The following is a 25105-nucleotide window of genomic DNA, read 5'->3' as shown; positions in this document are numbered from 1 at the left end:
TCAGCCCGTGAGGCCCAACTCGCGGGCGATCAGCATCCGTTGGACCTCGCTGGTGCCCTCGCCGATCTCCAGGATCTTGGAGTCGCGCCACATCCGGGCCACCGGGTACTCGTTCATGAAGCCGTAGCCGCCGTGCACCTGGGTGGCGTCGCGGGCGTTGTCGACGGCGATCGTGGAGGAGTACAGCTTGGCGAGGGCCGCCTCCTTCTTGAAGGGTTCGCCGGCGACCAGCCGGGAGGCCGCGTCGCGCCAGGCCAGGCGGGCGGTGTGGGCCTTCATCTCCATGTCGGCGATCTTGAACTGGATGGCCTGGTTGGCGCCGATCGGCCGCCCGAACGCGTGCCGTTCCTTGGCGTACTTCACCGACTCGTCGACGCAGCCCTGCGCCAGACCGGTGGCCAGCGCGGCGATCGCGATCCGGCCCTCGTCCAGGATGCGCAGGAACTGGGCGTAGCCGCGCCCCTGTTGGCCCAGCAGGTTCGCCGCCGGGACCCGTACGTCCGCGAAGGACAGCTCACGGGTGTCCGAGGCGTTCCAGCCGACCTTCGAGTACGGCGCCGCGACCGTGAAGCCGGGGGTCCCGGACGGCACGATGATCGCGGAGATCAGCGGCTTGCCGTCGGGCTTGCGGCCGGTGACCGCGGTGACCGTCACCAGACCCGTGATGTCCGTACCGGAGTTGGTGATGAAGCACTTGGAACCGTTGATCACCCATTCGTCGGTGTCCGGGTCCAGGCGCGCCGTCGTCCGGGTCGCGCCCGCGTCGGAGCCGCCGTCCGGCTCGGTCAGCCCGAAGGCGCCCAGGATCTCGCCGGAGCAGAGCCGGGGCAGCCACTCGGCCTTCTGCGCGTCGGTACCGAAGAGATGGATCGGCATCGCGCCCAGCGACACCCCGGCCTCCAGCGTGATCGCCACCGACGAGTCCACGCGGGCCAGCTCCTCCAGGACCAGGCCCAGCGCCAGATAGTCGCCGCCCATCCCGCCGTACTCCTCCGGGAACGGCAGCCCGAACAGGCCCATGCGGCCCATCTCGCGGACGATCTCGTACGGGAACTCGTGCCGCTCGTAGAAGTCGCCGATCTTCGGCGCGACGACGTCGTGCGCGAACTCCTCGACCGTACGGCGGAGTTCTTCCAGCTCGGGGGAGAGACGGTGGTCCATGGCGGTCACTGGTCCTTGTGGGAGAGGGCGCGGACGGTACGGGACGGGCTGGGTCGGCCCAGTTGTTCGGCCATCCACACGCTGGTGGCGGTGAGACGGCCGAGGTCGACTCCGGACTCGATGCCGAGACCCTGGAGCATCCACACGAGGTCTTCGGTGGCGAGGTTGCCGGTCGCGGACTTGGCGTACGGGCAGCCGCCGAGGCCGCCCGCGGAGGCGTCCACGGTGGTGACGCCGTGCTGGAGGGCGGCCAGGGTGTTGGCGAGGGCCTGGCCGTAGGTGTCGTGGAAGTGCACCCCCAACACATCGGTGGGGACGCCCTGTTCATTGAGCGCGGCCAACAGCTCCAGGACATGGCCGGGGGTCGCGACGCCGATCGTGTCGCCGAGGCTCAGCTCGTCGCAGCCCATGTCGAGCAGCGACTTGCAGACGTGGACGACCTGGTGGATCGGGACCGGGCCCTCCCAGGGGTCGCCGAAGCACATCGACAGATAGCCGCGCACATGAGCGTCACCTGCCTTCGCCCGGGTCACCACCGGCTCGAACATGGCCAGCGCGTCGTCGACCGTCCGGTTCAGATTGGCCTTGGCGAAGGCCTCGGTGGCGCTGGCGAACACCGCGATACGGCGGGCACCGAGCGCGAGCGCCCGGTCGAGTCCGCGTTCGTTCGGCACGAGCACGGGGAGCTCGACCCCCGGCAGATCGCGCACGAGCGGGAACAACTGCTCCGCGTCGGCCAGTTGGGGCACCCACTTGGGGTGGACGAAGCTGGTCGCCTCGATCGTGGTCAGGCCCGCGTCGGCCAGCCGGCGCACGAACTCGGCCTTCACCTCCGTCGGCACGGTCGACTTCTCGTTCTGCAGCCCGTCCCGCGCGCCCACCTCGTGGATGCGCACCCGGGCGGGCAGACCGGGGGCCGGTACGACCATCGGGAGTGTCACTGGTCCTCCTCCGCCGGTGTGACGACCGCCAGCACCTGGTCCATGGCGACCGTCGAACCGGGCGTCACGTCGAGTTCGGCGACGGTGCCGGCGTGCGGCGCGGAGACGACGTGCTCCATCTTCATCGCCTCGACCACCAACAGGCTCTGTCCGGCGGTCACTTGATCTCCTACGGCGACCTTCACCACGGTCACCGTCCCCGGCATCGGCGCGGTCAGCGAACCGGCACCGGAGCGGTCGGCCCCGCCGAGCGCGGCGGCCACCGGATCGTGGTCCCGCACCTGCCAGGCGTCTCCGTCCCGGCCCAGCCAGGTGCCGTCCGGCAGAGCGGTGAAGGTGTGGACGAGGCCGTCGAGCCGCAGGGTGAACCGGCCGTCAGGCCCGGCCGTTCCGGCCCCGACGAGCGGCTTCTCGGCGCCGTCCGGCAGGAGTTCGGTCCCGCCCTCGGGTGTGCGGCGTACGCGCACGGTCACCGGGTCGTGGCCCGGTACCCGTAGGGGGTGCGCCGTCCAGGCCCGCTCCCCGCCCAGCCGCCAGCCGTCCGTGGCGGCGAACGGGTCGGCCCAGCCGGAGCCCCGCCCGGGGGCGAGCGCCGCGTGCCGCAGCAGCGCCGCCGCCGCGTAGACCTCCACCGGTACCTCACCGGGCACCAGCCCGTCCGCCTCGCGCTCGACGAGCCCGGTGTCCAACTCGCCCGCCACGACCGCCGGATGGGCAAGGAGCCGCCGTAGGAACCCTGCGTTCGTCGGCACGCCCAGGGTGACCGTGTCCGCGAGGGCGGCCCGGAGCTTCCTGAGCGCGGTCGCGCGGTCGGGGCCGTAGGCGATGACCTTGGAGAGCATCGGGTCGTAGAGGCTGCCGACCTCGGTGCCTTCGGAGAGACCGGAGTCGGTGCGGATGCCGTCGCCGTGCGGTTCGTGCAGCTTCAGCACCGTGCCGCCGGAGGGGAGGAAGCCGCGTGCTGGGTCCTCGGCGCACACGCGGGCCTCGATCGCGTGCCCGGTGAGCGTGATGTCCTCCTGCGCGAAGGGCAGCCGCTCACCCGCCGCCACCCTGAGCTGCCACTCCACCAGATCCAGCCCGGTCACCAACTCCGTTACCGGGTGCTCCACTTGGAGGCGGGTGTTCATCTCCATGAAGTAGTACGACGACGGGTCGCTGCCCGGCACGATGAACTCGACCGTGCCCGCGCCCGCGTACCCGCACGAGCGGGCCGCCTGGACCGCCGCCTCGCCCATCGCCGCGCGCGTGCCGGGGTCGAGGAGGACGCTCGGGGCCTCCTCGACGACCTTCTGGTGCCGGCGCTGCAAGGAGCACTCGCGTTCGCCGAGGTGGACGACGTTGCCGTGACCGTCGGCCAGGATCTGGATCTCGATGTGCCGGGGGCGGTCGACCCAGCGCTCGACCAGGAGGGTGTCGTCGCCGAAGGAGGCGCGGGCCTCGCGGCGGGCGGCGGCGATCTCGTCGTCCAGGAGGGTGAGGTCGCGGACCAGGCGCATGCCCTTGCCGCCGCCGCCGGCCGACGGCTTGAGGAGGACGGGGGCGCCCAACTCGTGTGCTGCCTTGGCGAGTTCGGGGTCGCGGCCGCCGGGGACGACCGGGACGCCGGCCGCCTCCACGGTCTCCTTGGCGCGGATCTTGTCGCCCATGAGGGCGATCGCGTCGGCCGGAGGGCCGATGAAGACCAGCCCGGCGTCGGCGCACGCGCGCGCGAAGGCCGCGTTCTCGGCGAGGAAGCCGTAGCCCGGGTGCACGGCCTGCGCGCCGGTGCGGGCCGCCGCCTCCAGGAGGCGCTCCACGGACAGGTAGCTTTCCGCCGCCGGTGCGGGACCGAGCCGTACCGCCGTGTCGGCCTCCCGGACGTGCCGGGCGTCCGCGTCGGCGTCGGAGAAGACGGCCACCGAGCGCACACCGAGGGAGCGCAGGGTGCGGATCACGCGGACCGCGATCTCGCCCCGGTTGGCCACCAGGACCGTCTCGAACATCTCGAATGTCTCGGCCGTTTCTGACATCTCGGGCACCCTCATCACATCCGGAAGACGCCGAACTGGGTGTCACCCAGCGGCGCGTTGGCGCAGGCGGTCAGGGCGAGACCCAGCACCTGGCGGGTCTCCATCGGGTCGATGACCCCGTCGTCCCAGAGGCGGGCGGTGGCGTAGTAGGCGTTGCCCTGACGCTCGTACTGCTGCCGGATCGGGTCCTTGAAGGCGTCCTCGTCCTCGGCGGGCCACTCCTCGCCCCGCGCCTCCAACTGGTCCCGCTTCACGGTCGCGAGCACCGACGCGGCCTGCTCGCCGCCCATCACGGAGATCTTGGCGCCGGGCCACATCCACAGGAAGCGGGGGGAGTACGCCCGGCCGCACATCGAGTAGTTGCCCGCGCCGTACGAGCCGCCGACCACGACGGTGAGCTTGGGCACGCGCGCGCAGGCGACGGCGGTGACCATCTTGGCGCCGTGCTTGGCGATGCCGCCCGCCTCGTAGTCCTTGCCGACCATGAACCCCGAGATGTTCTGCAGGAACACCAGGGGAATGCCGCGCTGGTCGCACAGCTCGATGAAGTGGGCGCCCTTCTGGGCGGATTCGGAGAACAGGATGCCGTTGTTGGCGACGATGCCGACCGGGTGTCCGTGGATCCGGGCGAAGCCGGTGACCAGGGTCTGCCCGAACTCGGCCTTGAACTCGGCGAAGCGCGAACCGTCGACCACGCGCGCGATGATCTCCCGTACGTCGTAGGGGGTACGGGAGTCGACCGGGACCGCGCCGTAGATCCCGTACGGGTCGACCTTGGGCTCGACCGCCTCGGTGACCTCCCAGGGCAGGGACCCGCGCGCGGGAAGCGTGGCGGCGATGTTCCGGACGATCCGCAGCGCGTGCGCGTCGTCCTCCGCGAGGTGGTCGGTGACGCCCGACACGCGCGCGTGGACGTCGCCGCCGCCCAGTTCCTCGGCGGTCACGACCTCACCCGTGGCGGCCTTCACCAGGGGAGGCCCGCCCAGAAAAATCGTCCCCTGATTCCGGACGATGACGGCCTCGTCGCTCATGGCCGGCACATAGGCCCCACCGGCGGTACAGGACCCGAGCACGGCGGCGATCTGCGGAATCCCCGCCCCCGACATCCGGGCCTGGTTGTAGAAGATCCGCCCGAAGTGCTCGCGGTCCGGGAACACCTCGTCCTGCATGGGCAGGAAGGCACCCCCGGAGTCGACGAGATAGATGCAGGGGAGCCTGTTCTCGAGGGCGATCTCCTGGGCGCGCAGGTGCTTCTTCACGGTCATCGGGTAGTACGTCCCGCCCTTGACCGTGGCGTCATTGGCGACGATCACGCACTCGCGCCCGCTCACCCGCCCGATCCCGGCGATGACACCGGCGGCCGGGGCGGCCCCGTCGTACATCCCGTCGGCGGCCAGCGGAGCCAGCTCCAGGAAGGGGGAGCCCGGGTCGAGAAGGGTGTCGACACGGTCGCGGGGGAGCAGCTTGCCGCGCGCGGTGTGCCGGTCCCGGGCCCGCTCACCGCCGCCGAGCCGGGCTGCGGCCAGCTTCCGCCGCAGCTCCTCGCCCAGCGCGCGGTGCGCCGCCTCGTTGGCCCGCCACGCCTCCGACGCGGGGTCCGCCGCGCTCGTCAGCTCCGGTGCCTCTTGCATTCTGTGGGTCCCCTCGCACAGCGATCGGCTGCTCTCGACTGTTAATGAGCGTTAACCATTTCCTTCAGGTTAACGACCGCTAACCTTCCTGTCTAGAATTGCTTCCATGACCACGAGAACCGACGCCCCCACCCGCCGCGAACAGATCCTCAAGGAGGCCGCGCGGCTCTTCGCCGAGCGCGGCTTCCACGGCGTCGGGGTCGACGAGATAGGCGCAGCGGTCGGTATCAGCGGGCCCGGCCTGTACCGCCACTTCCCCGGCAAGGACGCGATGCTCGCCGAGCTGCTGGTCGGCATCAGCGGCCAGTTGCTGACAGGCGCGAAGCGGCGACTGGCGGAGGCGGAGGGGGTGACCTCCCCGGGGGCCCTGCTCGACTCCCTCATCGAGGGCCACATCGACTTCGCCCTCGACGACCGCCCCCTGATCACCCTCCACGACCGAGAACTCGACCGCCTCCGCGACTCCGACCGCAAGCTGGTCCGCCAGTTGCAGCGGCAGTACGTCGAGCTGTGGGTGGAGGTCGTACGGGAGGTGTATCCCGAACTCCCCGAACCCAGCGCGAGGTCGGCGGTCCACTCGGTCTTCGGCCTCCTCAATTCGACTCCGCATCTGGGGCGACCGGGGTCGTTGCCCGGGCGGGGGGCGACGGCGGAGTTGCTGCACCGGATGGCGCGGGGGGCGTTGGGGGCGGCGGCGTTGGGTGGGTGAGGGTGTGGGGCCTGGTGGATCTTGGTTGGGGTTGGGGTTGGTTGCGGGGAGCCGGGCGTCGGAAGCCTGAGGTGGGGCTGGCGACCGGGGCTGGAAGGCGGGTGACGGGCGCCGGGAGCCGGGAGCCGGGAGCCGGGAGTCAAAGGCTGGGAGCCGGAAGCCGGAGGTTGGACGTCGAGAGGCGGGCTGCGGAGGTCGGAAGCCGAAGGCCGGAGGTTGGACGTCGGGCGTCGGGCGTCGAGGGTCGGGCGGCAGAGGCCGCAAGCCGCAAGCCGCAAGCCGGAAGCCGCAAGCCGCAAGCCGGAAGCCGGAGGCTGGGCGTCGGAGGCTGGGCGTCGAGGGTCGGGCGGCAGAGGTCGGAAGCCGGAAGCCGAAGGCTGGAGGCTGGAGGCCGGACGTCGAAGGCCGGAATCCGAGATCCGGACGGCGGGGGGCGGGAGCCGGAGGTCCGAAGCCGAAGGCCGGATGTCGCAGGACCGGAGGCCGGAGGCCGAGGGCCGGGCGCTGTCGGCGGACGTCGGCGTGAACGCAGACGCAGCGCGGGCGCAGCGCAGGCGCGGCTGGAGCGCGCAGTCGCGCAACCCCCGGGGTCCGGGGCGGAGCCCCGTGTCGGGACCTCTCGGCCTACCGAGTCGGGCGGGTGGGTGGGCAAGAGCGGGTGGGTGAGCGGAGCGACGGCGTGACGAGCGTTACGTGCCCATTCCGCTGGACGCTCCCCCTACTCGCCGGTACCGTAATGCTCTGAGCAAGCGCTTAGAAACGGAACCTGGGCTAGCTGGAGGTGGCGGCGGTGCGCCGTACGGTGTTTGACGAGGACCACGAGGCGTTCCGGGAGACCCTCCGGGCCTTCATCGAGGCCGAGGTCGTCCCCGTCTACGACGAGTGGTTCGCCGCAGGCCAGGCGCCGCGCGAGTTCTACTACAAGCTCGCCGAGCTCGGCGTCTTCGGCATCCGCGTGGACGAGGAGTACGGCGGCGCGGGCATCGACTCGTACAAGTTCGAGGCCGTCCTCTACGAGGAGACCGCGCGCGCGGGTGTCTCCTTCGGCGGCTCCGGTGTGCACGTCCTGCTCGGCCTGCCCTACATCAAGCTGCTCGCCAACGACGAGCAGAAGAAGAAGTACCTGCCGAAGTTCGTCTCCGGCGAGGAGATGTGGGCCATCGCGATGACCGAGCCGGGCACCGGCTCCGACCTCGCGGGCATGAAGACCACCGCCAAGCTCTCCGAGGACGGCACGCACTACGTCCTCAACGGCGCCAAGACCTTCATCACCGGCGGCGTACACGCCGACCGCATGATCGTCTGCGCCCGCACCGACGCGCCCAGCAAGGAGGACCGCCGCCACGGCATCTCCCTCTTCGTGGTGGACACCAAGGCCGAGGGCTACTCGGTCGGCCGCAAGCTCGACAAGCTCGGCCTGAAGACCTCCGACACCGCCGAGCTGGCGTTCGTCGACGTCAAGGTCCCCGTCGAGGACCTCCTCGGCGAGGAGAACAAGGGCTTCTACTACCTCGGCCACAACCTCGCCTCCGAGCGCTGGGGCATCGCCTTCGGCGCCTACGCGCAGGCCAAGGCGGCCGTCCGGTTCGCGAAGCAGTACGTGCAGGACCGCGTGGTCTTCGGCCAGCCCGTCGCCGCGTTCCAGAACACCAAGTTCGAACTGGCCGCCTGCCAGGCCGAGGTGGACGCCGCCGAGGCCGTCGTCGACCGCGCGACCGAGGCCCTGGACGCCGGTGAGCTGACCCCCGCGGAGGCGGCCAGCGCCAAGCTGTTCACCACCGAGGTCGCCCACCGCGTGATCGACCGCTGCCTCCAACTGCACGGCGGCTACGGCTTCATGAACGAGTACCCGATCGCCCGCCTGTACGCGGACAACCGCGTCAACCGCATCTACGGCGGCACCAGCGAGATCATGAAGACGATCATCGCCAAGGACATGGGCCTGTAAGGTCCCGGCAATTACCGCCCGGTACAACTGGACGCCATGAACCAGGCACTACAGGATCTGCTCGATCTGCTCGACCTGGAGCAGATCGAGGAGAACATCTTCCGCGGCCAGTCCCGCTCCGCCGTCGTCCCCCGCGTCTTCGGGGGCCAGGTGGCGGCGCAGGCGCTGGTCGCCGCCGGGCGCACGGTCCCCGCCGACCGCCACGCCCACTCCCTGCACGCGTACTTCCTGCGCATGGGCGACCCGGGCGCGCCCATCGTCTACAACGTCGAGCGCATGCGCGACGGCCGTTCCTTCACCACCCGCCGCGCGGTCGCCGTCCAGCACGGCCGGCCGATCTTCGCGCTGTCGGCGTCCTTCCAGACGTACGAGGAAGGCCTCGACCACCAGACCCCCATGCCGCCCGCGCCCGACCCGGAGACGGTCCCCACCGGCCGTGAGCGGCTGCTCGGCTACGACCACCTCGACCGGGGAATCGTTGAACGATTCCTGGAGGCGCGCCAGGCGATCGACCTCCGGTACGTCGACGACCCGCCGTACGGCAGGTTCGGCGAGCCGCGCGAACCGCACTCCCAGGTGTGGTTCCGCACCGACGGCAAGCTCGCGGACGACCCCCTCCTGCACGTGGTCCTCGCGACCTACGTCTCCGACATGACGCTCCTCGACTCGATCCTCCTCGCGCACGGCCGCGGCGGCTGGGCCGTAGGAGATGTCGTCGGCGCCTCGCTCGACCACGCGATGTGGTTCCACCGGCCGTTCCGCGCCGACGAATGGCTGCTCTACGACCAGGAGTCGCCGTCGGCGTACGGCGGGCGCGGGCTCGGGCAGGCCCGGATCTACACTCAGGACGGTCAACTGGCCGTCTCCGTCATCCAGGAGGGCGTGGTCCGGGTTCCTCGGGAAGACTGAGGCCATGACAGAAACCGAGGAGACAGCGGCGACAGGGGAAGGCGACGGGGGCGGCGAGTCCACCGCCACGGTGATCGTCGCGGCCGTCGCCAACCTGGGGATCGCGCTCGCCAAGGCGGTGGCCGGCGTCATCAGCGGCTCCAGCGCGATGCTCTCGGAGGCCGCGCACTCGGTCGCCGACACCGTCACCGAACTCCTCCTCCTCACCGCCCTCAAACGCAGCGAGAAACCCGCCGACGAGGAACACCCCCTCGGCTACGGCCCCGAGCGCTACATCTGGGCGATGCTCGCCGCCGTCGCCACCTTCGTCGGCGGCGCGGTCTTCTCGATCTACGACGGCGTCCACACCCTCGTCGCCGGCGAGGACCTCGGCGACCCGCTCATCTCCTACATCGTGCTCGGCGTCGCCTTCCTCCTGGAGGGCTACTCCCTGCGGACGGGCGTACGCCAGGCGCGCGGCGAGGCGGCCCGCTTCGACGCCTCCTTCAAGCGCTACCTCCGCTACACCCCCGACACCGCGGTGAAGGCCGTGGTCCTGGAGGACTCGGCCGCCTTGGTCGGCCTGGTCCTCGCGGCCGGCGGCCTGCTCGGCGGACAGCTCACCGGCTCCGGCGTCTGGGACGGCCTCGCGTCCCTCAGCATCGGCGCGCTGCTGCTCTACGTCGCCTGGGTGCTGGGCCGTTCCAACGCGGAACTCCTCATCGGACGCCCGCTGCCCAAGGCCATGCGGGACCGCATCCGGGAGGAACTCCTCGCCGTCGAACACATCGAAGCCGTACTGGAGTTGACGACCCTCGTGCAGGGCCCGCGCGAGGCGCTGGTGGCGGCGAAGGTCGACTTCCGGGACGTGTCGACCGCCGCGCAGATCGAGTGGGCCTGCGAACAGGCCGAGCAGCGGCTGCGGGAGGCGTTCCCCTCGGTGAACCGGGTCTATCTGGACCCGACACCGGGGTACGCGCAGCGACGGGCGGAAGGGCTCAACCCTTGGCCGTGACAAGGGAGTTGAGCGCCGTGACAGGGGAGTTGAGTGGTGCCCCTCAGTCGAGTCCCGCCTCCGCCAGCAGATACGCCGTCATCGGGTCGTAGTGCCTGGGGCTGACCACATGGTCGTCGAGCGGGACCGCCACCTGGACGGTGCCCTCCGACTCGCCGAGGAAGAGCGCCGGGTCGTTGCAGTCCGCGTAACCGACGGAGTCGACGCCGTGCCGGCCCGCGTAACCCGCCCAGCCGTGGTCGGCGACGACCAGGTCCGGCAGCGGGCGGCCCTCGCGCTCCAGGGTGGTGAGGATCGCCTTCATCGGCTCACCGGAGTGCGTGTGCCACAGCGTCGCCCCGTGCTCCAGGACGGACACGTCCGCGAACTGCACGACGTACCCCTCCTCCGTCTGCAACCCCTCCGGGATCACCACGATCTCGCAGCCGGCCGTGCGCAGCGCGGCGGCCGTGGCCCGGTGCACATCGAGCAGGCCACCGGGGTGACCGGTCGCGAAGAGCACCCGCTGCTGCCCGTCGGCCGCCTTGCGCAGCCGCGCCGCCAGCCGGTCGAGACCCGCGATCGTCAGCTCCGGGTCGATGGTGTCCTGGCCGTAGCGGTACTCGGCGTCGTCGTTGACACCCACCCGCTCCGCCATCACCGCGAGCACGTCCTGCTCGTCGGACCAGCGGTCGCCGAGCTCCAGGCCGAGCCAGTAGTGGCGGTCGCCGTTCGCGAGCTTGCGGTAGTGGGAGAGGTTGTTCTCACGGGGCGTGGCTACGTCGCCCGCGATACGGGTCTTCACAAGGTGATCGACGAGCTCGGCGCGGCTGGGGGTCCCGGGTATCGGCATGCCTCCCATTGTGAAGCAGACGGCTGTGCCCTTGCCCGGCGTCCCGCACGCTGGGATGTGGATCACTCACCCCCGGCCACTCACAGGTGTCGCAGGCCGAACCACAGCTCCATCCGTACGTCCGGATCGTCCAGGTCCGTGCCCAGCAGCGCCGCGCACCGGGCGATCCGCTGCCGCACGGTGTTGCGGTGCACGGCCAGGGCGACCGCCGTACGGTCCCAACTCCCGTGCAGGGAGAGCCAGGTGCGCAGGGTCTCGACGAGCGCGGGCTGCGCGGCGAGCGGCGCCAGGAGGGCACGGGCGTGCGCCTCGGCCTCGTCGTGCGGGACCAGCTCGGCGAGACCGGCCCGGCCGGAAGCGCCGTGCCGGACCAGCGGGGCGCGGGTCGCACGGGCTCGGGCCAGCGCGCGGGCCGCCTGGGTGTCGGCGACGGACCAGTCCTGAGGAGCTACGGCGGCACTGACCCCGAGCGTCCAGCCGGACTGCGGGCCGGGTTCACGATCGGCGGGGACCAGTACCCGTACGACGTCCGGCGTCAGGTCGATCAGCGCGGAACCGAGCGCGGCGCCCAGCGCGGACGCGGTGACGGGGTCGGGCGCGGGCGCGGGTGCGTCGGGCCGTGCCTGTACGACGATCCACCGGTCCCCGCCGAGCAGCGACGCGACGTCCTCCGGCTGGGAGCCCAGCAGCAGCCGTACGAGCGCCGAGGACCGGTCCGCTCCCGTGCGGCTCTGGTGTTCGCCGGTGAGGAGGGAGAGGAGCACGGCGGCGACGGAGGCGATGGTGTGGTCGCCGGGGTCGCGGTGCGGGGCGGCGACCCCCAGGACGAAACCCTGACCGGTGCCGAGGGCGTAGGCGGCGAGGTGGGCGCCGGGGACGGTGTCGGTGGCGGAGGTGGGGGGCTTCGCGGACGAGGGCGTGGGGGAGGGGGCCGTAGCGGACGAGGGTGTTTCGGTGGGACGCACCACCCGCGCCAGTCCCGCCAGCGACTCCTGTGTCTCCGCTCCCGTCGCGCCCCGCCCCGCCGCCGCGATCTCCGTGCCGTCGGGCCCGTACAACACCGCCCGCCCGCCGACCCGTTGGGCGAGTTGTCCTAGCACCGAAGGGATCGGGGCGGGGCGGGAGGCCGCTGCCGCCAGGCTCTGCTGGGCCTCGGTGACGCGGCGGAGTTCGGCGAGGCGGGCCTGGGCCATCAGTTGCCAGACCGCGCGGGCCACGCGGGAGAACGGGGTGGGCGGCGGGACCTCCAGGAGCGGCAGGTCGTAGTGGTCGCAGGCGGCGACCAGGGCCCGCGGCACGGTGTCGTGGACCGGCGCGACGCCGAAGCCGAGGGCCACACCGCCCGCCTCGACGATCCGGGAGACGTAGTCGGCGAAGTACGTGCCCGAGCCGGCCGCCTCCGGGATGTGGACGCCCGCCGTCAGCAGCAGTTCGCCGCCCAGCAGGTACGGATACGGGTCCGGCATCTCCGACGTGTGCGCCCAGTGGATGACGGTGTCGGGGTCGGCGGGGCCCGCGATCTGCCGCAGCCCGAGGTCCTCGCGGGCCAGCAGGGCGGCGAGGGGCACGGGTGGTGTGGGCGGAACGGTGAGGTCCGGCATGGTGGACGTTTCCTCCATCGCCTCGGGCTGGGGTGGATGAAACGTACACTTCGCAGCCGCTTTCCGGCCACCTAGGGTCAGTCGCGGCGCAAGCCGTCCCCCAGACTCCGAGCACGTGCGTAAGGAGGCCCCCGTATGGCCGTCGACTACACCGTCATCGTCGTCTACCTGGCCGGCATGCTGGCCATGGGCTGGTGGGGCATGCGCCGCGCCAAGTCGAAGAGCGACTTCCTGGTCGCGGGCCGCCGCCTCGGCCCGGTCATGTACTCCGGCACCATGGCCGCGATCGTCCTGGGCGGCGCGTCCACCATCGGCGGGGTGGGCCTCGGCTACCAGTACGGCCTGTCCGGCGCCTGGATGGTCTTCACCATCGGCCTCGGCCTGCTCGCCCTCTCCGTCTTCTTCTCCGCCCGCATCGCCCGCCTGAAGGTGTACACGGTGTCGGAGATGCTCGATCTCAGGTATGGCGGCCGGGCGGGGGTCATCTCCGGCGTAGTCATGTGGGCCTACACCCTGATGCTGGCCGTCACCTCGACGATCGCCTACGCCACGATCTTCGACGTCCTCTTCGACATGAACCGGACCCTCGCGATCGTCCTCGGCGGTTCGATCGTCGTCGCGTACTCGACGCTCGGCGGGATGTGGTCGATCACGCTGACGGACATGGTGCAGTTCGTGGTGAAGACGATCGGCGTCCTGCTGCTCCTGCTCCCCATCGCGGTCGTCAAGGCGGGCGGCTTCGGCGAGATGCGGGCGAAACTGCCCACCGGGTACTTCGACCCGCTGGGCATCGGCGGCGAGACGATCTTCACCTACGTCCTGATCTACACGTTCGGCATGCTCATCGGGCAGGACATCTGGCAGCGCGTGTTCACGGCGGGCAGCGACAGGACCGCCAAGTGGGGCGGCACGGTCGCGGGCACCTACTGTCTCGTCTACGCCCTCGCCGGCGCCGTCATCGGCACGGCGGCCAAGGTCCTGTACCCGAACCTCGGCAGCGCGGACGACGCCTTCGCGACCATCGTCAAGGACGAACTCCCGGTCGGGGTAAGGGGATTGGTGCTCGCGGCTGCGCTCGCCGCCGTGATGTCGACGTCCTCCGGCGCGCTGATCGCCTGCGCCACGGTCGCCAACAACGACATCTGGTCGAAGCTGCGGGGAGCCGTCCGGCGGGACGGCGCGGAGGAGCAGCACGACGAGGTGCGCGGCAACCGCGCCTTCATCCTCGTCATGGGCGTCGCGGTGATCGTCACGGCGATCGCGCTGAACAACGTGGTGGAGGCGCTGACGGTGGCGTACAACCTCCTCGTCGGCGGCCTCCTCGTCCCGATCCTCGGCGGACTGCTGTGGAAGCGCGGCACCGCACAGGGCGCGCTCGCGTCCGTGGCCGTCGGCGGCCTCGCGGTCGTCGGCCTGATGGCGACCTACGGCATCCTCGCCAACGAGCCCGTGTACTACGGCCTGTTGCTGTCCCTGGCCGCCTACGTCACGGTCTCCCTCGCCACGCCGGCGACCGACGCGGCCGTACTCGCCGCGTGGCGGGACCGGCTGGCGGGGCGCGGTGCACCCGAAGTAGGGTCCGAGCCGGTCGTGGCACACCGGTAGATTCGTGGCCAGAGGTTAGAAACAACCCCATACGCGACGAAGCGTAGGAAAGAAGGCAGTGTCCATGACCAGCAACGAGACGCCTCGCGGTCCCGTCGACTCCTCCCGCGTCCCGCGGTTCGCCGGACCGGCGACCTACGCCCGGCTGCCGCGCCTGGACGAGGTCGGCAGCGCCGATGTCGCCGTGGTCGGGGTGCCGTTCGACGCCGGTGTCTCCTACCGGCCGGGCGCGCGCTTCGGCGGCAACGCGATCCGCGAGGCGTCCCGGCTGCTGCGGCCGTACAACCCGGCGCAGGACGCCTCCCCGTTCGCCCTCGCGCAGGTCGCGGACGCCGGTGACATCGCGGCGAACCCGTTCAACATCAACGAGGCCGTCGAGACGATCGAGGAGGCCGCGGACCAACTCCTGGGCACCGGCGCGCGGTTGATGACGCTGGGCGGCGATCACACCATCGCGCTGCCCCTGTTGAGGTCCGTCGCGAAGAAGCACGGCCCGGTGGCCCTGCTGCACTTCGACGCCCATCTCGACACCTGGGACACGTACTTCGGCGCCGAGTACACGCACGGGACGCCGTTCCGCAGGGCAGTTGAGGAGGGCATCCTCGACACGGAGGCGCTCTCGCACGTCGGTATCCGCGGTCCGCTGTACGGCAAGCAGGACCTCAAGGACGACGAGAAGATGGGCTTCGGCATCGTGACGTCGGCGGACGTCTACCGCCGGGGCGCCGACGAGGTCGCCGACCAACTGCGCCAGCGCATCGGCGACCGCCCCCTCTACATCTCCATCGACATCGACTGCCTCGACCCGGCCCACGCGCCCGGCACCGGCACGCCCGAGGCCGGCGGTCTGACCTCCCGCGAACTTCTGGAGATCCTGCGCGGCCTGGCATCCTGCAACCTGGTGTCGGCGGACGTCGTCGAGGTGGCACCGGCGTACGACCACGCCGAGATCACGTCGGTGGCGGCGTCGCACACCGCGTACGACCTGATCACCATCATGTCCCGTCAGATTGCCGAGGCGCGCAACGCGTAGGACGCGCGGGGCAGTTGGCGATTCGCATCGGTGACTCGTAGAGAGACAGAGATCAAGTGACTCACGACCACGACCTGGAACTCCGGCCTACGGCCGCGCAGATCACCGCCGCGCTGAACCCGCCTCCCGGGCGCAACGGCGGTGACCTGGTCGTGGAGACCCTGGCGGGCCTCGGCGCGACGACCGTCTTCGGCCTGCCGGGCCAGCACGCGCTCGGCATGTTCGACGCGCTGCGCCGCTCCGACCTGCGGTACATCGGCCTACGGGTGGAGAACAACGCCGGGTTCGCGGCGGACGCGTACGGCCGCATCACGGGCGAGGCGGCGCCGCTGCTGCTGTCGACGGGCCCCGGCGCGCTGACGTCACTGGCGGCGCTCCAGGAGGCGCGGGCGGCCTCGGCCCCCGTCCTGGCGATCAGCAGCCAGATCCCGACGGCGGGCCTGGGCGGCGGCCGCCACGGCTATCTGCACGAACTCCCGGACCAGTCCGCCTCGTTCAGGGGTGTGGTGAAGTCGGTTCACACGGTCCGCGCGCAGTCGCAGATCCCGTCGGCGATCGCGGAGGCCTGGAAGTCGGCGCTCACGGCTCCGCACGGCCCGGTGTGGGTGGAGATCCCGCAGGACGTCCTGCTGTCTCCGACTCTCCTCCCGGTGGTGACGGCGGTGGACGCGACCCCGGAGGACCTGGTCCCGCGCCCCGAACTGACCGCCGTGGCAGCGGACTTGCTGTCGCGCGCGGCGCGTCCCGCGATCATCGCGGGCGGGGGAGTCGTACGGGCGGACGCGTCGAAGAAGCTGCGGCAACTGGCGGAGAAGCTCCAGGCCCCGGTGGTGACGACCCCCGGCGGCAAGGGCGCGTTCCCGTGGAACCATCCGTTGTCGTTGCAGTCCTGGCTGGAGGACCGCCACACGACGGACTTCCTGGAGGACGCGGACGTAGTGCTGGTGGTGGGTTCGGGGTTGGGTGAACTGTCCTCCAACTACCACACGTTCGCGCCGCGCGGCCGGGTCGTCCAGATCGAGGCGGACCTCGGCAAACTGGAGTCGAACCACCCGGCGTTGGGCATCCACGCGGACGCTTGGCACGCGGTGCAGGCGCTGCTGGAGACGGTGACGGAGCGGACGGACCCGACGGCGGCGGAACGGGTGGCCGAGCTGCTGGGCCGCGTACGGGAACGCATCGCCGCTCAGGAACTGACCCTGGAACAGAGCGTGTTGGAGTCGGTACGCAGGGCGCTCCCCGCCAACTCCCCCTCCTTCTGGGACATGACGATCCTCGCCTACTGGGCTTGGTCGGCCTTCGACGCGAAGGGCCCCAACCACCTCCACTCCGCCCAGGGCGCGGGCGGCCTCGGCTACGGCTTCCCGGCGGCACTGGGCGCGGCGGCGGCGGACCCGACGCGGCCGGTGCTGGCGGTGTCCGGCGACGGTGGCGCGCTGTACTCCATCGCGGAGCTGGCGACGGCCAAGCAGTACGACCTGAACGTGACTTGGCTCATCGTCGACGACGGCGGCTACGGCATCCTCCGCGAGTACATGACGGACGCCTTCGGCGAGGCCACGGCGACGGAACTGACCCGGCCGGACTACGTGGCGCTGGCGGAGTCGTTCGGGGTGCGAGGGGTCCGTACGACTCCGGAGGCACTGGAGTCGGACCTGGCGAAGGCGCTGGCGGAACCGGGGCCCTCCGTGGTCGTACTCCCGGCTGTGCTGCGGATGTTCGCGGCGACGCACTTGGACTGACGGGTTGGGTGGGCCGGCGGCCGCCACCGCCGGCTGTCTTTACGGAGCTCCCGAGCGCAGCTTGTCCCGCGCTCGCCCCCTCACATGCGCGGATCCGGCTTCAGCAGGGCGAACACCGCGCCGAAGGGGTCCGCGAGCCAGCCGATCCGGCCGACCTCCGGTACGTCCGTGGCCGGCATCAGCTCGGAACCGCCGTTGGACCGCGCCGCGTCGATCGTGGCGTCGACGTCCGTCGAGTGGAAGTACGGCACCCAGCGCGGCTGTTCGCCCTCGCCCTCGTTCAACGGCGCGACCCCGCCGAAGGAGGCGTCCTGCTGGTCGCCGGTGCTGGTGCTCAGTACCCGGTACGTCATGCCGGGTGCCTGCATGTCCTGGCTGCGCCAGCCGAACAGGCCCTGGTAGAAGGCGATGTCCGCCTCCGGGTCGGGGGCGTGCAGCTCCGCCCAGAGCAGGGTGTTCGGGGCCGAGGTGAGTTCCAGGCCCGCCGTCCTGCCGGGCTGCCAGAGCGCGAACTGCGCGCCCTGCGGGTCGGTGGCCTGCGCCAGCATGCCCTCGCCCATGACGTCCATGGGCTCCATCCGTACGGTGCCGCCTCCGGCCGTGACGGCGTGGACGGTGGCCGTGATGTCGTCGGTCTTGAAGTGGATCATCCAGGCGGACCGCGCCCCTTCCTCGGTGAGCGGCCCGAGGGCGGCGACGGTCTTGCCGTCCACCTGGAAGAACCCGTATCCGCCTGTGTCAGGACCGGCGGAGACGAACTGCCAGCCGAGGACCGCGCCGTAGAACGCGGCGGCCGCGTCGATGTCGGGGCTGCCGAGGTCGAGCCAGTTGGGCGATCCGGTGATGAAGTCGGTACCGAGCATGAAGTCCTCCTGGGTGGGAGCGGGGCCGCGGGCTGGTCGGAACGGGAGCCACGATGCCGTCCCGCTCGCCGCCGTCGGCGTACGAGCACCGACAGGACTCCGGTTTCCTCCGAACGGCCGAATGTTCGCCGGTGCCGGTGCCGGTGCTGGTGCCGGTGCCGGTGTCCGCGTGTGCCGGAACGGGTGTGGTGGTGCGGCAGATGCTGTGCCGCGGGAGGGCGGCGTCCCGAGATTGGTGCGAACGGTTGAACTCCCTCTGAATCAAAGGCAGTTCAACCCGCTACCGGACTGCTGGGAGCACGTGCAGTGGAACCTCGGCCCCGGTCCTGGGTGCGATGACATCCCGGTAGTGATGGTCGAGGGCGAGGACGACCGGCTGCGGCAACGCCCAAGCCAGAACGGCGTTGACCGCGTCGGTCATGCCGATGGCGTCATGATCCGCGTACGTACGCATCAGACGCTCGGCCTCGCTCAGGAGCGGCCAGCCCACCGTGGCGAGTGTGAGCCGATCCGTGCTTGCCCAGGCGCGCATGCTGGCCAGGGCGTCCGCTGTTGCCTTGACGCCGAACAGATGCCGTTTCCACGGCCACCTTCCTCGAACAGGTCCTCGCTGGATCGAGTGGCCAAGTCGGAAGGCCCGTCGAACATGGCCCGCGCCAGAACGGCCATCGCGTCCGAGTCCTCTCCCAAGGGCGAGGAGAAGGACAACGGAAGGCCGCGTGCGATGTGGTCCAACGCCACTTCCTCAGGCGTCCGCCCTTCCAAGAGGGCGAGTGTGCGCAGCACTTCGGCCTGGTCGCCGGTGTAGGTGAGCGTCACCGTGACGGCGTCGTCCGGCGTGGCCGGTCGGTCCGGCGGGGGAACGGAGGCGTCGGCCACGGGGATCTCCTCATATGCGGCGTTAGATATGGTGTGCGGCGCTCTCGACGCTATCGGCTGTACCGCTGTGTTGCTTGCGCTCATCGTGGCAGCGACAGCTCCGCCCATGTCGCCTTTCCGATGCCGTGCAGGCGGGGACAGCATCCCCAGCGCTCCGCCAAGGACTGTACGAGGGCGAGCCCCCGGCCTCCTTCGTCTTCGAGGGCGGCTTCTCGGGGCTGGGGCCGGTGGTCGCTCGCGTCGGCGACCTCCACACGCAGCCTTCCGTCGTACGTGGCGAAGCGCACGCCGATTTCGCGGCCGGGCGGAGTTCGTGCGTGCCGGACGGAGTTGGTGACGAGCTCCGAGAGCAACAGCTCGGCGGTGTCGGCGACTTCGCAGGCGATCTTCCAGTCCGTGAGCTGCAAGCGAAGGAGCGCGCGTGCGTGCCCCGCACTGCGCGGGGTGCGCGGGAGTTGCCACTGAGCCTCCCGCATGTCGGGGCTTGCGGGCTGTGCGGTCGCGGTATGGGCTGGCATGAAAGACCTCCACGGTAGGCGGCGGGCGGGTGTACATCTCTAGAGATCTCGGCTGCGGTTAGTGAAGCGCCTCGCATGCGGGCGCGTCAATAGATCTCTAGAGATGTGCGAAATTGCTCGTCCCGGATCGGTGGTCGGCTGTGAGGGTGTGGCGGCTGATGCCTAGGATGTCTAGAGATGACCGGAGGAGAGGCCTGGATGAGCGGCGGGGACACGGGGCGTCAGCCGAAGTACCAGCGCATCGCGGCGCAACTGCGGGCGGCAGTCGAGGCCGGCGAGTACGGGCCCGGTGAGCGGCTTCCCGGCGAGAACGACCTCATGGCCGAGCACGGTGTGGCGCGGATGACGGCCCGGCAGGCTCTGGGTGTTCTCCAGACGGAGGGCATCGCGGAAGCCCGCAAGGGGGCCGGGGTGTTCGTCCGGGACTTCAAGCCGATTCGGCGACGCGGGCTGGAGCGACTCGCCCACTCGCAGTGGGGCGAGGGGCGTTCCGTCTGGGCGACCGATGCCGGGGATCGTGAACTCGTCGTCGACTCCGTCGAGGTGGGCGAGGGGGACGCCCCGGCTGAGATCGCGGGAGTACTGGGCCTGAGTGACGAGGGGGTACGGGTTTGCGTGCGTCGTCGCCGGTACGTGCTCGACGGCAAGCCGGTGTTGCTGTCCACGTCGTATCTTCCGGCCGAACTGGTCGCCGGTACGCGGATCGCGCAGCCCGACACAGGCCCCGGCGGTATGTACGCCAGGCTTGAGGAACTCGGCCGCCGCCCCGTCCGGTTCCGTGAGGAAATCTGCTCCCGCATGCCCAGCGCACAGGAGGCCGACCGGCTCGCCCTTTCGGCCGGTGTACCGGTGGTGCTCGTCGTGCGTACCGCGTTCGACGCGGAGGGGCAGGCGGTCGAGGTGAACGACATGGTGCTGGACGCGGGGTCGTACATCTTGGAGTACGACTTCGAGGGCTGAGTACGCGTCGCCGCCGGCCTGTCAGACGAAGCCGGCCGGACTGTCGCTCCGTGGATCGCAGACGCGGCGGCTGCGGTAGATGTCGCCCTGGCGGGCGCTGGCCCGCCAGGGGCGGGCCTTGTTGAGGGCGATGTCGAACTCGGGGGCGGCGCGGTCCAGTTCGCCGATGATCAGCTCGGTCGTGGCGTCGGCCCGGGCCAGGACGGTGCCGTCCGGGCTGATCAGTTCGGAGTTGAGAAGAGCGGAGGTCTGGGCCGGTGTGGCCATCGCCAGCCAGTAGTTGTTGATCGCGGCATGCGCACGGGCCTTGACCTCGAAGACCGAATTGACCGGGTAGGCCGACAGCAACAGGCAGTCCACTCCCAGGCGTTCGTACTCCACGAACAGTTCCGGGAAGTTGATCTCGATACAGATGGCACAGCCGAACCGGTATCCGTCGACGGAGAAGGTGGTCGGTGTGAACCCAGGTGTGTAGTAGTCGAGGATCTCGGTGTTGGAGCAGTAGCGCTTGTCGTAGCGGTCCACCACCTGGCCGTCGTCGGCGATGACGTACAGGCTGTTGTGCGGGCGGTGCGGCGCGGTGAGCCGGTGGGCGCTGCCCAGCACCACCCACAGCCGCAACTCGGCGGCCAGCGCGGCCACTTGACGGAGCTCCTCCTCGACCGCGGGCCACTCCACCTGGTCCCAGTCGCGGATCTGCTCCTTGGCGTATCCCGACAGGCAGCCTTCGGGAAACAGGATCAGGCGGGCACCCGCCTCGGCGGCCTCCCGCATCAGCCGTCGGATCACCGGGCCGTTCAGGCGGGCGTCGTCGCTGATCATTACCTGGGCTGTCGCAATGCGAAGCGATGACGGAGAGGCCACGGATCCATCGTAGACATGAGGGGTTGGGGCGCGGGTCGGTGCTGCCAGACTCCCGACCATGGGCGGACGCGACGTGGGCGAGGGCGGCCGGGCGGTCGAAGTCGGTGTGACCTTCGGGCTGTTGGTGGCCTGGGCGGTGCACGATCTGGAGGAGGTGGCCGCGATGCCGGGCTGGGCGAGAGGGCACGTGCCCGGGCTGCGGCGGCGGTATCCGTGCGTGCCGGAACAGGTGTGGCGGAAGCTGGAGTCCATGGACGGACGGGAGTTCGCTACGGCCGTCGCCGTGATGGGCGGGGTGGTCGCGCTCGCCGCCGCCGACGGGCACCGTACGGGTGGCCGTTCCGGCTTCTACCAGGCGGCTCTCAACGGGTTCGGGCTGCATGCCCTGACGCATCTGGGCCAGGCCGCCGTTGTTCGTGGATACACGCCCGGGGTGGCCACGGTCGGGGCGCATGTGGCTGCTGCTGCGGGGGCTGGCAGCGTCCCGAGTTTGATCGCGAAATGGTTGAACTCCCCCTGAATCAGGGGGAGTTCAACCCGACACTGCCGTCTACCAGATCGCCTCGACCCACTCCGGGTGGTCGATGAACGGGTTCCGGTTGTGCTGGTACGTGTTGTAGATGACGTTGTTGCGGTTCTCCTCGAAGGCGCTCGGCGGGTCCGCCTCGTTCCAGGCCTTGAGGACGGAGAGCTTGCCCATGTAGGGGTTGCTGCCGTTGCCGACCTTCTCGTTGGGCTCCAGGTCGGCGAAGCCGTCGTCGCCCTCGTAGCGCACGGCCATGTAGAGGATCATGCGGGCCACGTCGCCCCGGTCCGCCGCGCGCGGCGCGAAGGAGTCGGAGTCGACGGTGCTGCCGCCGCCGTTGGTGACCGCGCTGCCGCCGTTGTCGAAGTCCAGGTTGCCGCGGATGCTGTTGACCTGGACGTCGGCCGGACGCAGGTGGTGCAGGTCCGTGCCGGGGCCGACCACCTCGCCGAAGTCGCCGTGGGACTTGGCCCAGGTGTGCTCGCGGTTCCAGTCGCCGACGTCACCGCCGTTGAGGGACTTGGCGCGGGAGACACCGCTGTACAGCAGGATCACGTTGCTGCTGTTGTTCGGGTCCTGGTCCGTGGCCATGAGGGCGTTCCAGACCGCGGAGTACGAGATCTTCGTGACGTTGGCGCTGATGATCGTGTGCAGCGAGGACTTGAGGGTCGTCCCCGTCTTGCCGACCGCGTTCTTGTAGTACGTCGCGTCGTACGCGGTGGTTGTGGCGGCGGCCGGGGTCGCGGTCAGGCCCGGGGCCGCGAGGCCCACCAGGACGGCGGCGGTGGCCAACGCCACCGATTTCCAGCGCTGCATGCGAGTCGCCAACATAAAGAGTGTCCCATCTACGCGGGTTGAATGGGGCGGCAATCGGGAGCGTGACATGCACATGCGGTCCTGTAAATAAACGAGACGTGTCGATCAGGTGACCGGACGCGACAATTTGCCTCGTGTCTACGCGAGTTGACGTACCAAAACGGCCCCCGACCGGTGGGTCGGGGGCCGTTCACGGTTGTCTACGTCGGTGTCACTTCACGTCCGACGGGTCCAGCCGGTACAGCGTCGAGGTGTTGGTCGTCGACGAGGTCGAGGAGCTCGAGCTCGACTCCGAAGACTCCGTCGTCGCGCTCTTGTCGTACGTGCTCTCCTTCACCGCCGTCGCGTTCTTCTGTACCCACGCGGTGATCTCGGTGTTCAGGGTGCTGTTGCCGCCCATTCCGCCGCCGCCGAGCTGGATGTAGTGCAACTCGCCCTTCTTCACCAGCTCCTTGAGCTTGGCGAGGGTCATCGCCTGGTCGGAGCCGGTGAAGCCCCACATGGAGATGACGGGCTTGTGGGTGCTCAGGATCAGTTGGCCCGCGCTCTGCGAATTGGACACCGCGAGCAGCCACTTGGCGCCGTCCTGGTTCTTCTCCAGGTACGAGATCAGCGCGCTGGACGTGGTGCCGCCCATGCCGCCGCCCCCACCGAAGCCGCCGCGCGTACCGCCGGTGCCGCCCGGAGCCGTACCGGTGCCGGTCCCGCCGGGAGCCGTACCGCCACCGGGGAACTCCCCGGTGGTACCGCCCTGTTGGCCACCCGCGGTGCCGCCGCTCGGCGCCCCGCTCGGTGCTCCGCCGCCCTGCGGCAGCTCACCCGTGCCGCCGCCACCCGGCGTCATCCCGCCGGGCGCCTCGCCGCTCGCCTGACCGCCACCCTGCTGGGTGCCGCCGCCGGCCATCGCACCGGGACCGCCCTCGCCGCCGCCGAAGCCGCCGCGGTTGCCACCGCCGCCGCCGGGACCGCCGCCCATGCCGCCGCCGGTCGACGGACCGGCCGTCGGGTTCGTACCGCCCATGCCGCCGCCGGAGCCGCTCGACGCCGCCGGGGTCACGGCGTACGCCGTCGGGCCGGCCAGGGCCGCGATGATCGCCGCCGCGATGGATGCCGTGAGGAGCCGGCCGCGGTTGCCGGAGCGGAAGACGAACAGGCCCACGATCGCGAGGACCATCAGGACGCCGATCGTCGGCCACAGCCAGGTGTTCCAGCCGGAGGCGCGGCGCAGGACGACGATCGCCCAGATGCCGGTGACCGCGAGGCCGGCCGGCAGGACCCACGACCAGCGCGCGTCGTCACCGCGGAAGGCACGCCACAGCATCACGCCGCCGCCACCGCACAGGGCCGCGATGCCCGGGGCGAGCGCGGTCGTGTAGTACGGGTGCATCGTGCCCTGGGCCATGCTGAAGGTGACGTAGTGGAGCAGCGTCCAGCCGCCCCACATGACCAGCGCGGCGCGCGTCGCGTCGGTGCGCGGGGCGCGGCCGACCAGGACCAGGCCGGCGATCAGGGCGATGGCCGAGAAGGGGAGCAGCCAGGAGATCTGGCCGCCGAGGATGTCGTTGAACATCCGGCCGAGGCCCGCGGTGCCGGCGAACGTACCGCCGCCACCACCCCCGCCTCCGCCGCCGTTGCCCTCGCCGCCGAACACGCGGCCGAAGCCGTCGTAGCCCATGATCAGGTCCCAGGCCGTGCCGTCCGTCGAGCCGCCGATGTAGGGGCGGTCGGAGGCCGGGACGAGGGAGACGGCCGTGGCCCACCAGAAGCTGGAGACGGCCAACGCGACCGTGGCCAGGGCCAGTTGGACCAGCTTCTTCTTCCAGCCGAGCTTCGACGCGAACAGGTACACGGCGAAGACGGCGGGCAGCGCGATGTAGCCCTGGAGCAGCTTGGTGTTGAACGCGAAGCCGAAGCAGACCGCGGAGCCGATCAGCGGCAGCAGTCGCTCGGTGCGCACGGCGCGCAGGCCGAGGGCCGCGCCCCCCACCATCAGCAGGACGAGGAGGGTGTCGGGGTTGTTGTCACGGTTGATGGCGACCGTGATCGGGGTGAGCGCGAGGACCAGGGCCGCGATGGTCGCGGCCACGTGCCCGAAGTACCGCTTCACGGAGGTGTGCAGGATCCAGATCGTGCCGAGCGCGGCGGCGACCTCCGGCAGCATCATCTGCCAGGTGCCGAAGCCGAAGATCCGGCACGACAGGCCCATCACCATGAGGGAGAAGGGCGGCTTGTCGACCGTGATGAAGTTGCCGGCGTCCAGCGAGCCGAAGAACCAGGCCTTCCAGCTCTGCGTGCCGCTGTAGATGGCGCTGCTGTAGAAGCTGTTCATGCTGGAGCCGGTCAGGTTCCAGGAGTACAGCACGGCCGCCAGGACCAGGATGGCGACGAGCGCGGGCAGCGACCAGCGCGGTGTCTTCTCGGGTGGCGCCTCGGCGGGTGTGGCCGGCGGCGGCCAGTCGGCGGACGCTGGTTCGGTGTGGGGGTGCGGATCGGTGGCAGATGTCACCCACGCATCGTGCAAAGGCAGGGTGGGTGGCCGCTGTGCCGTACCTGGCGGTCGG

21 protein-coding genes are annotated in these 25105 nt (G+C 70.7%); 9 read left to right on the top strand and 12 right to left on the bottom strand.

Annotated features, from left to right (window positions below):
• From OG223_RS20015 to OG223_RS20000, 4 genes are read right to left on the bottom strand one after another with little or no spacing between them, the layout of a single operon-like run.
• Positions 1-1161: an acyl-CoA dehydrogenase family protein gene (locus OG223_RS20015; RefSeq protein ID WP_329250273.1), complete on the bottom strand. Its 1161-nt coding sequence runs from the start codon at positions 1159-1161 to the stop codon at positions 1-3.
• Positions 1162-1166: 5 nt separating this feature from the next.
• A complete protein-coding gene (locus OG223_RS20010; RefSeq protein ID WP_329265389.1) occupies positions 1167-2090 on the bottom strand; it encodes a hydroxymethylglutaryl-CoA lyase in 924 nt (307 codons plus the stop codon).
• An 8-nt stretch (positions 2091-2098) separates the two neighbouring features.
• Positions 2099-4087: an ATP-binding protein gene (locus OG223_RS20005; protein WP_329265387.1), complete on the bottom strand. Its 1989-nt coding sequence runs from the start codon at positions 4085-4087 to the stop codon at positions 2099-2101.
• Positions 4088-4128: 41 nt separating this feature from the next.
• Positions 4129-5745: a carboxyl transferase domain-containing protein gene (locus OG223_RS20000; protein ID WP_329250270.1), complete on the bottom strand. Its 1617-nt coding sequence runs from the start codon at positions 5743-5745 to the stop codon at positions 4129-4131.
• Between the two features lie 106 nt (positions 5746-5851).
• Here OG223_RS20000 and OG223_RS19995 point away from each other — a divergent pair, with 106 nt between their 5' ends.
• The 4 genes from OG223_RS19995 (at position 5852) to OG223_RS19980 (ending at position 10305) form a co-directional block, all read left to right on the top strand.
• Positions 5852-6454, top strand: coding sequence for an SACE_7040 family transcriptional regulator (locus tag OG223_RS19995; protein WP_329250267.1), 603 nt, complete (start codon positions 5852-5854; stop codon positions 6452-6454).
• A 790-nt stretch (positions 6455-7244) separates the two neighbouring features.
• Positions 7245-8402, top strand: coding sequence for an acyl-CoA dehydrogenase family protein (locus tag OG223_RS19990; protein ID WP_262057993.1), 1158 nt, complete (start codon positions 7245-7247; stop codon positions 8400-8402).
• 36 nt (positions 8403-8438) lie between these two features.
• Complete coding sequence (locus OG223_RS19985; protein WP_329250262.1) at positions 8439-9311, top strand: acyl-CoA thioesterase; 873 nt, start codon at positions 8439-8441, stop codon at positions 9309-9311.
• Positions 9312-9315: 4 nt separating this feature from the next.
• Positions 9316-10305 (top strand): cation diffusion facilitator family transporter, encoded by a 990-nt coding sequence (locus OG223_RS19980; protein ID WP_329250259.1) that lies wholly within the window; start codon positions 9316-9318, stop codon positions 10303-10305.
• Between the two features lie 43 nt (positions 10306-10348).
• Here OG223_RS19980 and OG223_RS19975 read toward each other — a convergent pair whose 3' ends face one another.
• Together OG223_RS19975 and OG223_RS19970 are read right to left on the bottom strand one after the other, a co-directional pair.
• The gene (locus OG223_RS19975) at positions 10349-11137 is read right to left on the bottom strand and encodes a phosphatase (RefSeq protein ID WP_329250256.1); all 789 of its coding nucleotides are present in this window, start codon (positions 11135-11137) and stop codon (positions 10349-10351) included.
• An 80-nt stretch (positions 11138-11217) separates the two neighbouring features.
• The gene (locus OG223_RS19970) at positions 11218-12738 is read right to left on the bottom strand and encodes a PucR family transcriptional regulator (RefSeq protein WP_329250254.1); all 1521 of its coding nucleotides are present in this window, start codon (positions 12736-12738) and stop codon (positions 11218-11220) included.
• A gap of 135 nt (positions 12739-12873) precedes the next feature.
• Here OG223_RS19970 and OG223_RS19965 point away from each other — a divergent pair, with 135 nt between their 5' ends.
• From OG223_RS19965 to OG223_RS19955, 3 genes are all read left to right on the top strand, one after another.
• Entirely contained in the window at positions 12874-14343 is a 1470-nt protein-coding gene (locus OG223_RS19965) for a sodium:solute symporter (protein WP_329250251.1), read from the top strand.
• Between the two features lie 64 nt (positions 14344-14407).
• Entirely contained in the window at positions 14408-15376 is a 969-nt protein-coding gene (gene speB, locus OG223_RS19960; RefSeq protein WP_329250248.1) for an agmatinase, read from the top strand.
• Positions 15377-15432: 56 nt separating this feature from the next.
• Positions 15433-17118, top strand: a complete 1686-nt coding sequence (locus OG223_RS19955) for a thiamine pyrophosphate-binding protein (RefSeq protein ID WP_329250246.1) — start codon at positions 15433-15435, stop codon at positions 17116-17118.
• Between the two features lie 80 nt (positions 17119-17198).
• On the opposite strand, the gene OG223_RS19950 is transcribed toward OG223_RS19955, so the two are convergent.
• From OG223_RS19950 to OG223_RS19940, 3 genes are all read right to left on the bottom strand, one after another.
• A complete protein-coding gene (locus OG223_RS19950; protein WP_329250243.1) occupies positions 17199-17981 on the bottom strand; it encodes a VOC family protein in 783 nt (260 codons plus the stop codon).
• A 280-nt stretch (positions 17982-18261) separates the two neighbouring features.
• Positions 18262-18513, bottom strand: a complete 252-nt coding sequence (locus tag OG223_RS19945) for a hypothetical protein (protein ID WP_329250240.1) — start codon at positions 18511-18513, stop codon at positions 18262-18264.
• Positions 18514-18940: 427 nt separating this feature from the next.
• A complete protein-coding gene (locus tag OG223_RS19940; RefSeq protein ID WP_329250237.1) occupies positions 18941-19378 on the bottom strand; it encodes an ATP-binding protein in 438 nt (145 codons plus the stop codon).
• Between the two features lie 177 nt (positions 19379-19555).
• Here OG223_RS19940 and OG223_RS19935 point away from each other — a divergent pair, with 177 nt between their 5' ends.
• Positions 19556-20338, top strand: coding sequence for a GntR family transcriptional regulator (locus OG223_RS19935; RefSeq protein WP_329250235.1), 783 nt, complete (start codon positions 19556-19558; stop codon positions 20336-20338).
• Between the two features lie 21 nt (positions 20339-20359).
• On the opposite strand, the gene OG223_RS19930 is transcribed toward OG223_RS19935, so the two are convergent.
• A complete protein-coding gene (locus tag OG223_RS19930) occupies positions 20360-21262 on the bottom strand; it encodes a carbon-nitrogen hydrolase family protein (RefSeq protein ID WP_329250232.1) in 903 nt (300 codons plus the stop codon).
• On the opposite strand from OG223_RS19930, the gene OG223_RS19925 reads away from it, so the two are divergent.
• On the top strand, positions 21261-21722 hold the full coding sequence (locus OG223_RS19925) for an HXXEE domain-containing protein (RefSeq protein WP_329250230.1): 462 nt from the start codon (positions 21261-21263) through the stop codon (positions 21720-21722). The genes OG223_RS19930 and OG223_RS19925 overlap by 2 nt on opposite strands.
• 30 nt (positions 21723-21752) lie before the next feature.
• Here the strand turns inward: OG223_RS19925 and OG223_RS19920 are convergent, their stop codons facing one another.
• Positions 21753-22559: an endonuclease I family protein gene (locus OG223_RS19920; protein ID WP_329250227.1), complete on the bottom strand. Its 807-nt coding sequence runs from the start codon at positions 22557-22559 to the stop codon at positions 21753-21755.
• Positions 22560-22755: 196 nt separating this feature from the next.
• A complete protein-coding gene (locus tag OG223_RS19915) occupies positions 22756-25050 on the bottom strand; it encodes an ArnT family glycosyltransferase (RefSeq protein WP_329250224.1) in 2295 nt (764 codons plus the stop codon).
• Between the last annotated feature and the right edge of the window lie 55 nt (positions 25051-25105).

This window comes from Streptomyces sp. NBC_01478, from assembly GCF_036227225.1.
Classification (GTDB): domain Bacteria; phylum Actinomycetota; class Actinomycetes; order Streptomycetales; family Streptomycetaceae; genus Streptomyces.
Note: the sequence above shows the minus strand (reverse complement) of the source record. Positions and strands in the feature narration are given on the sequence as shown.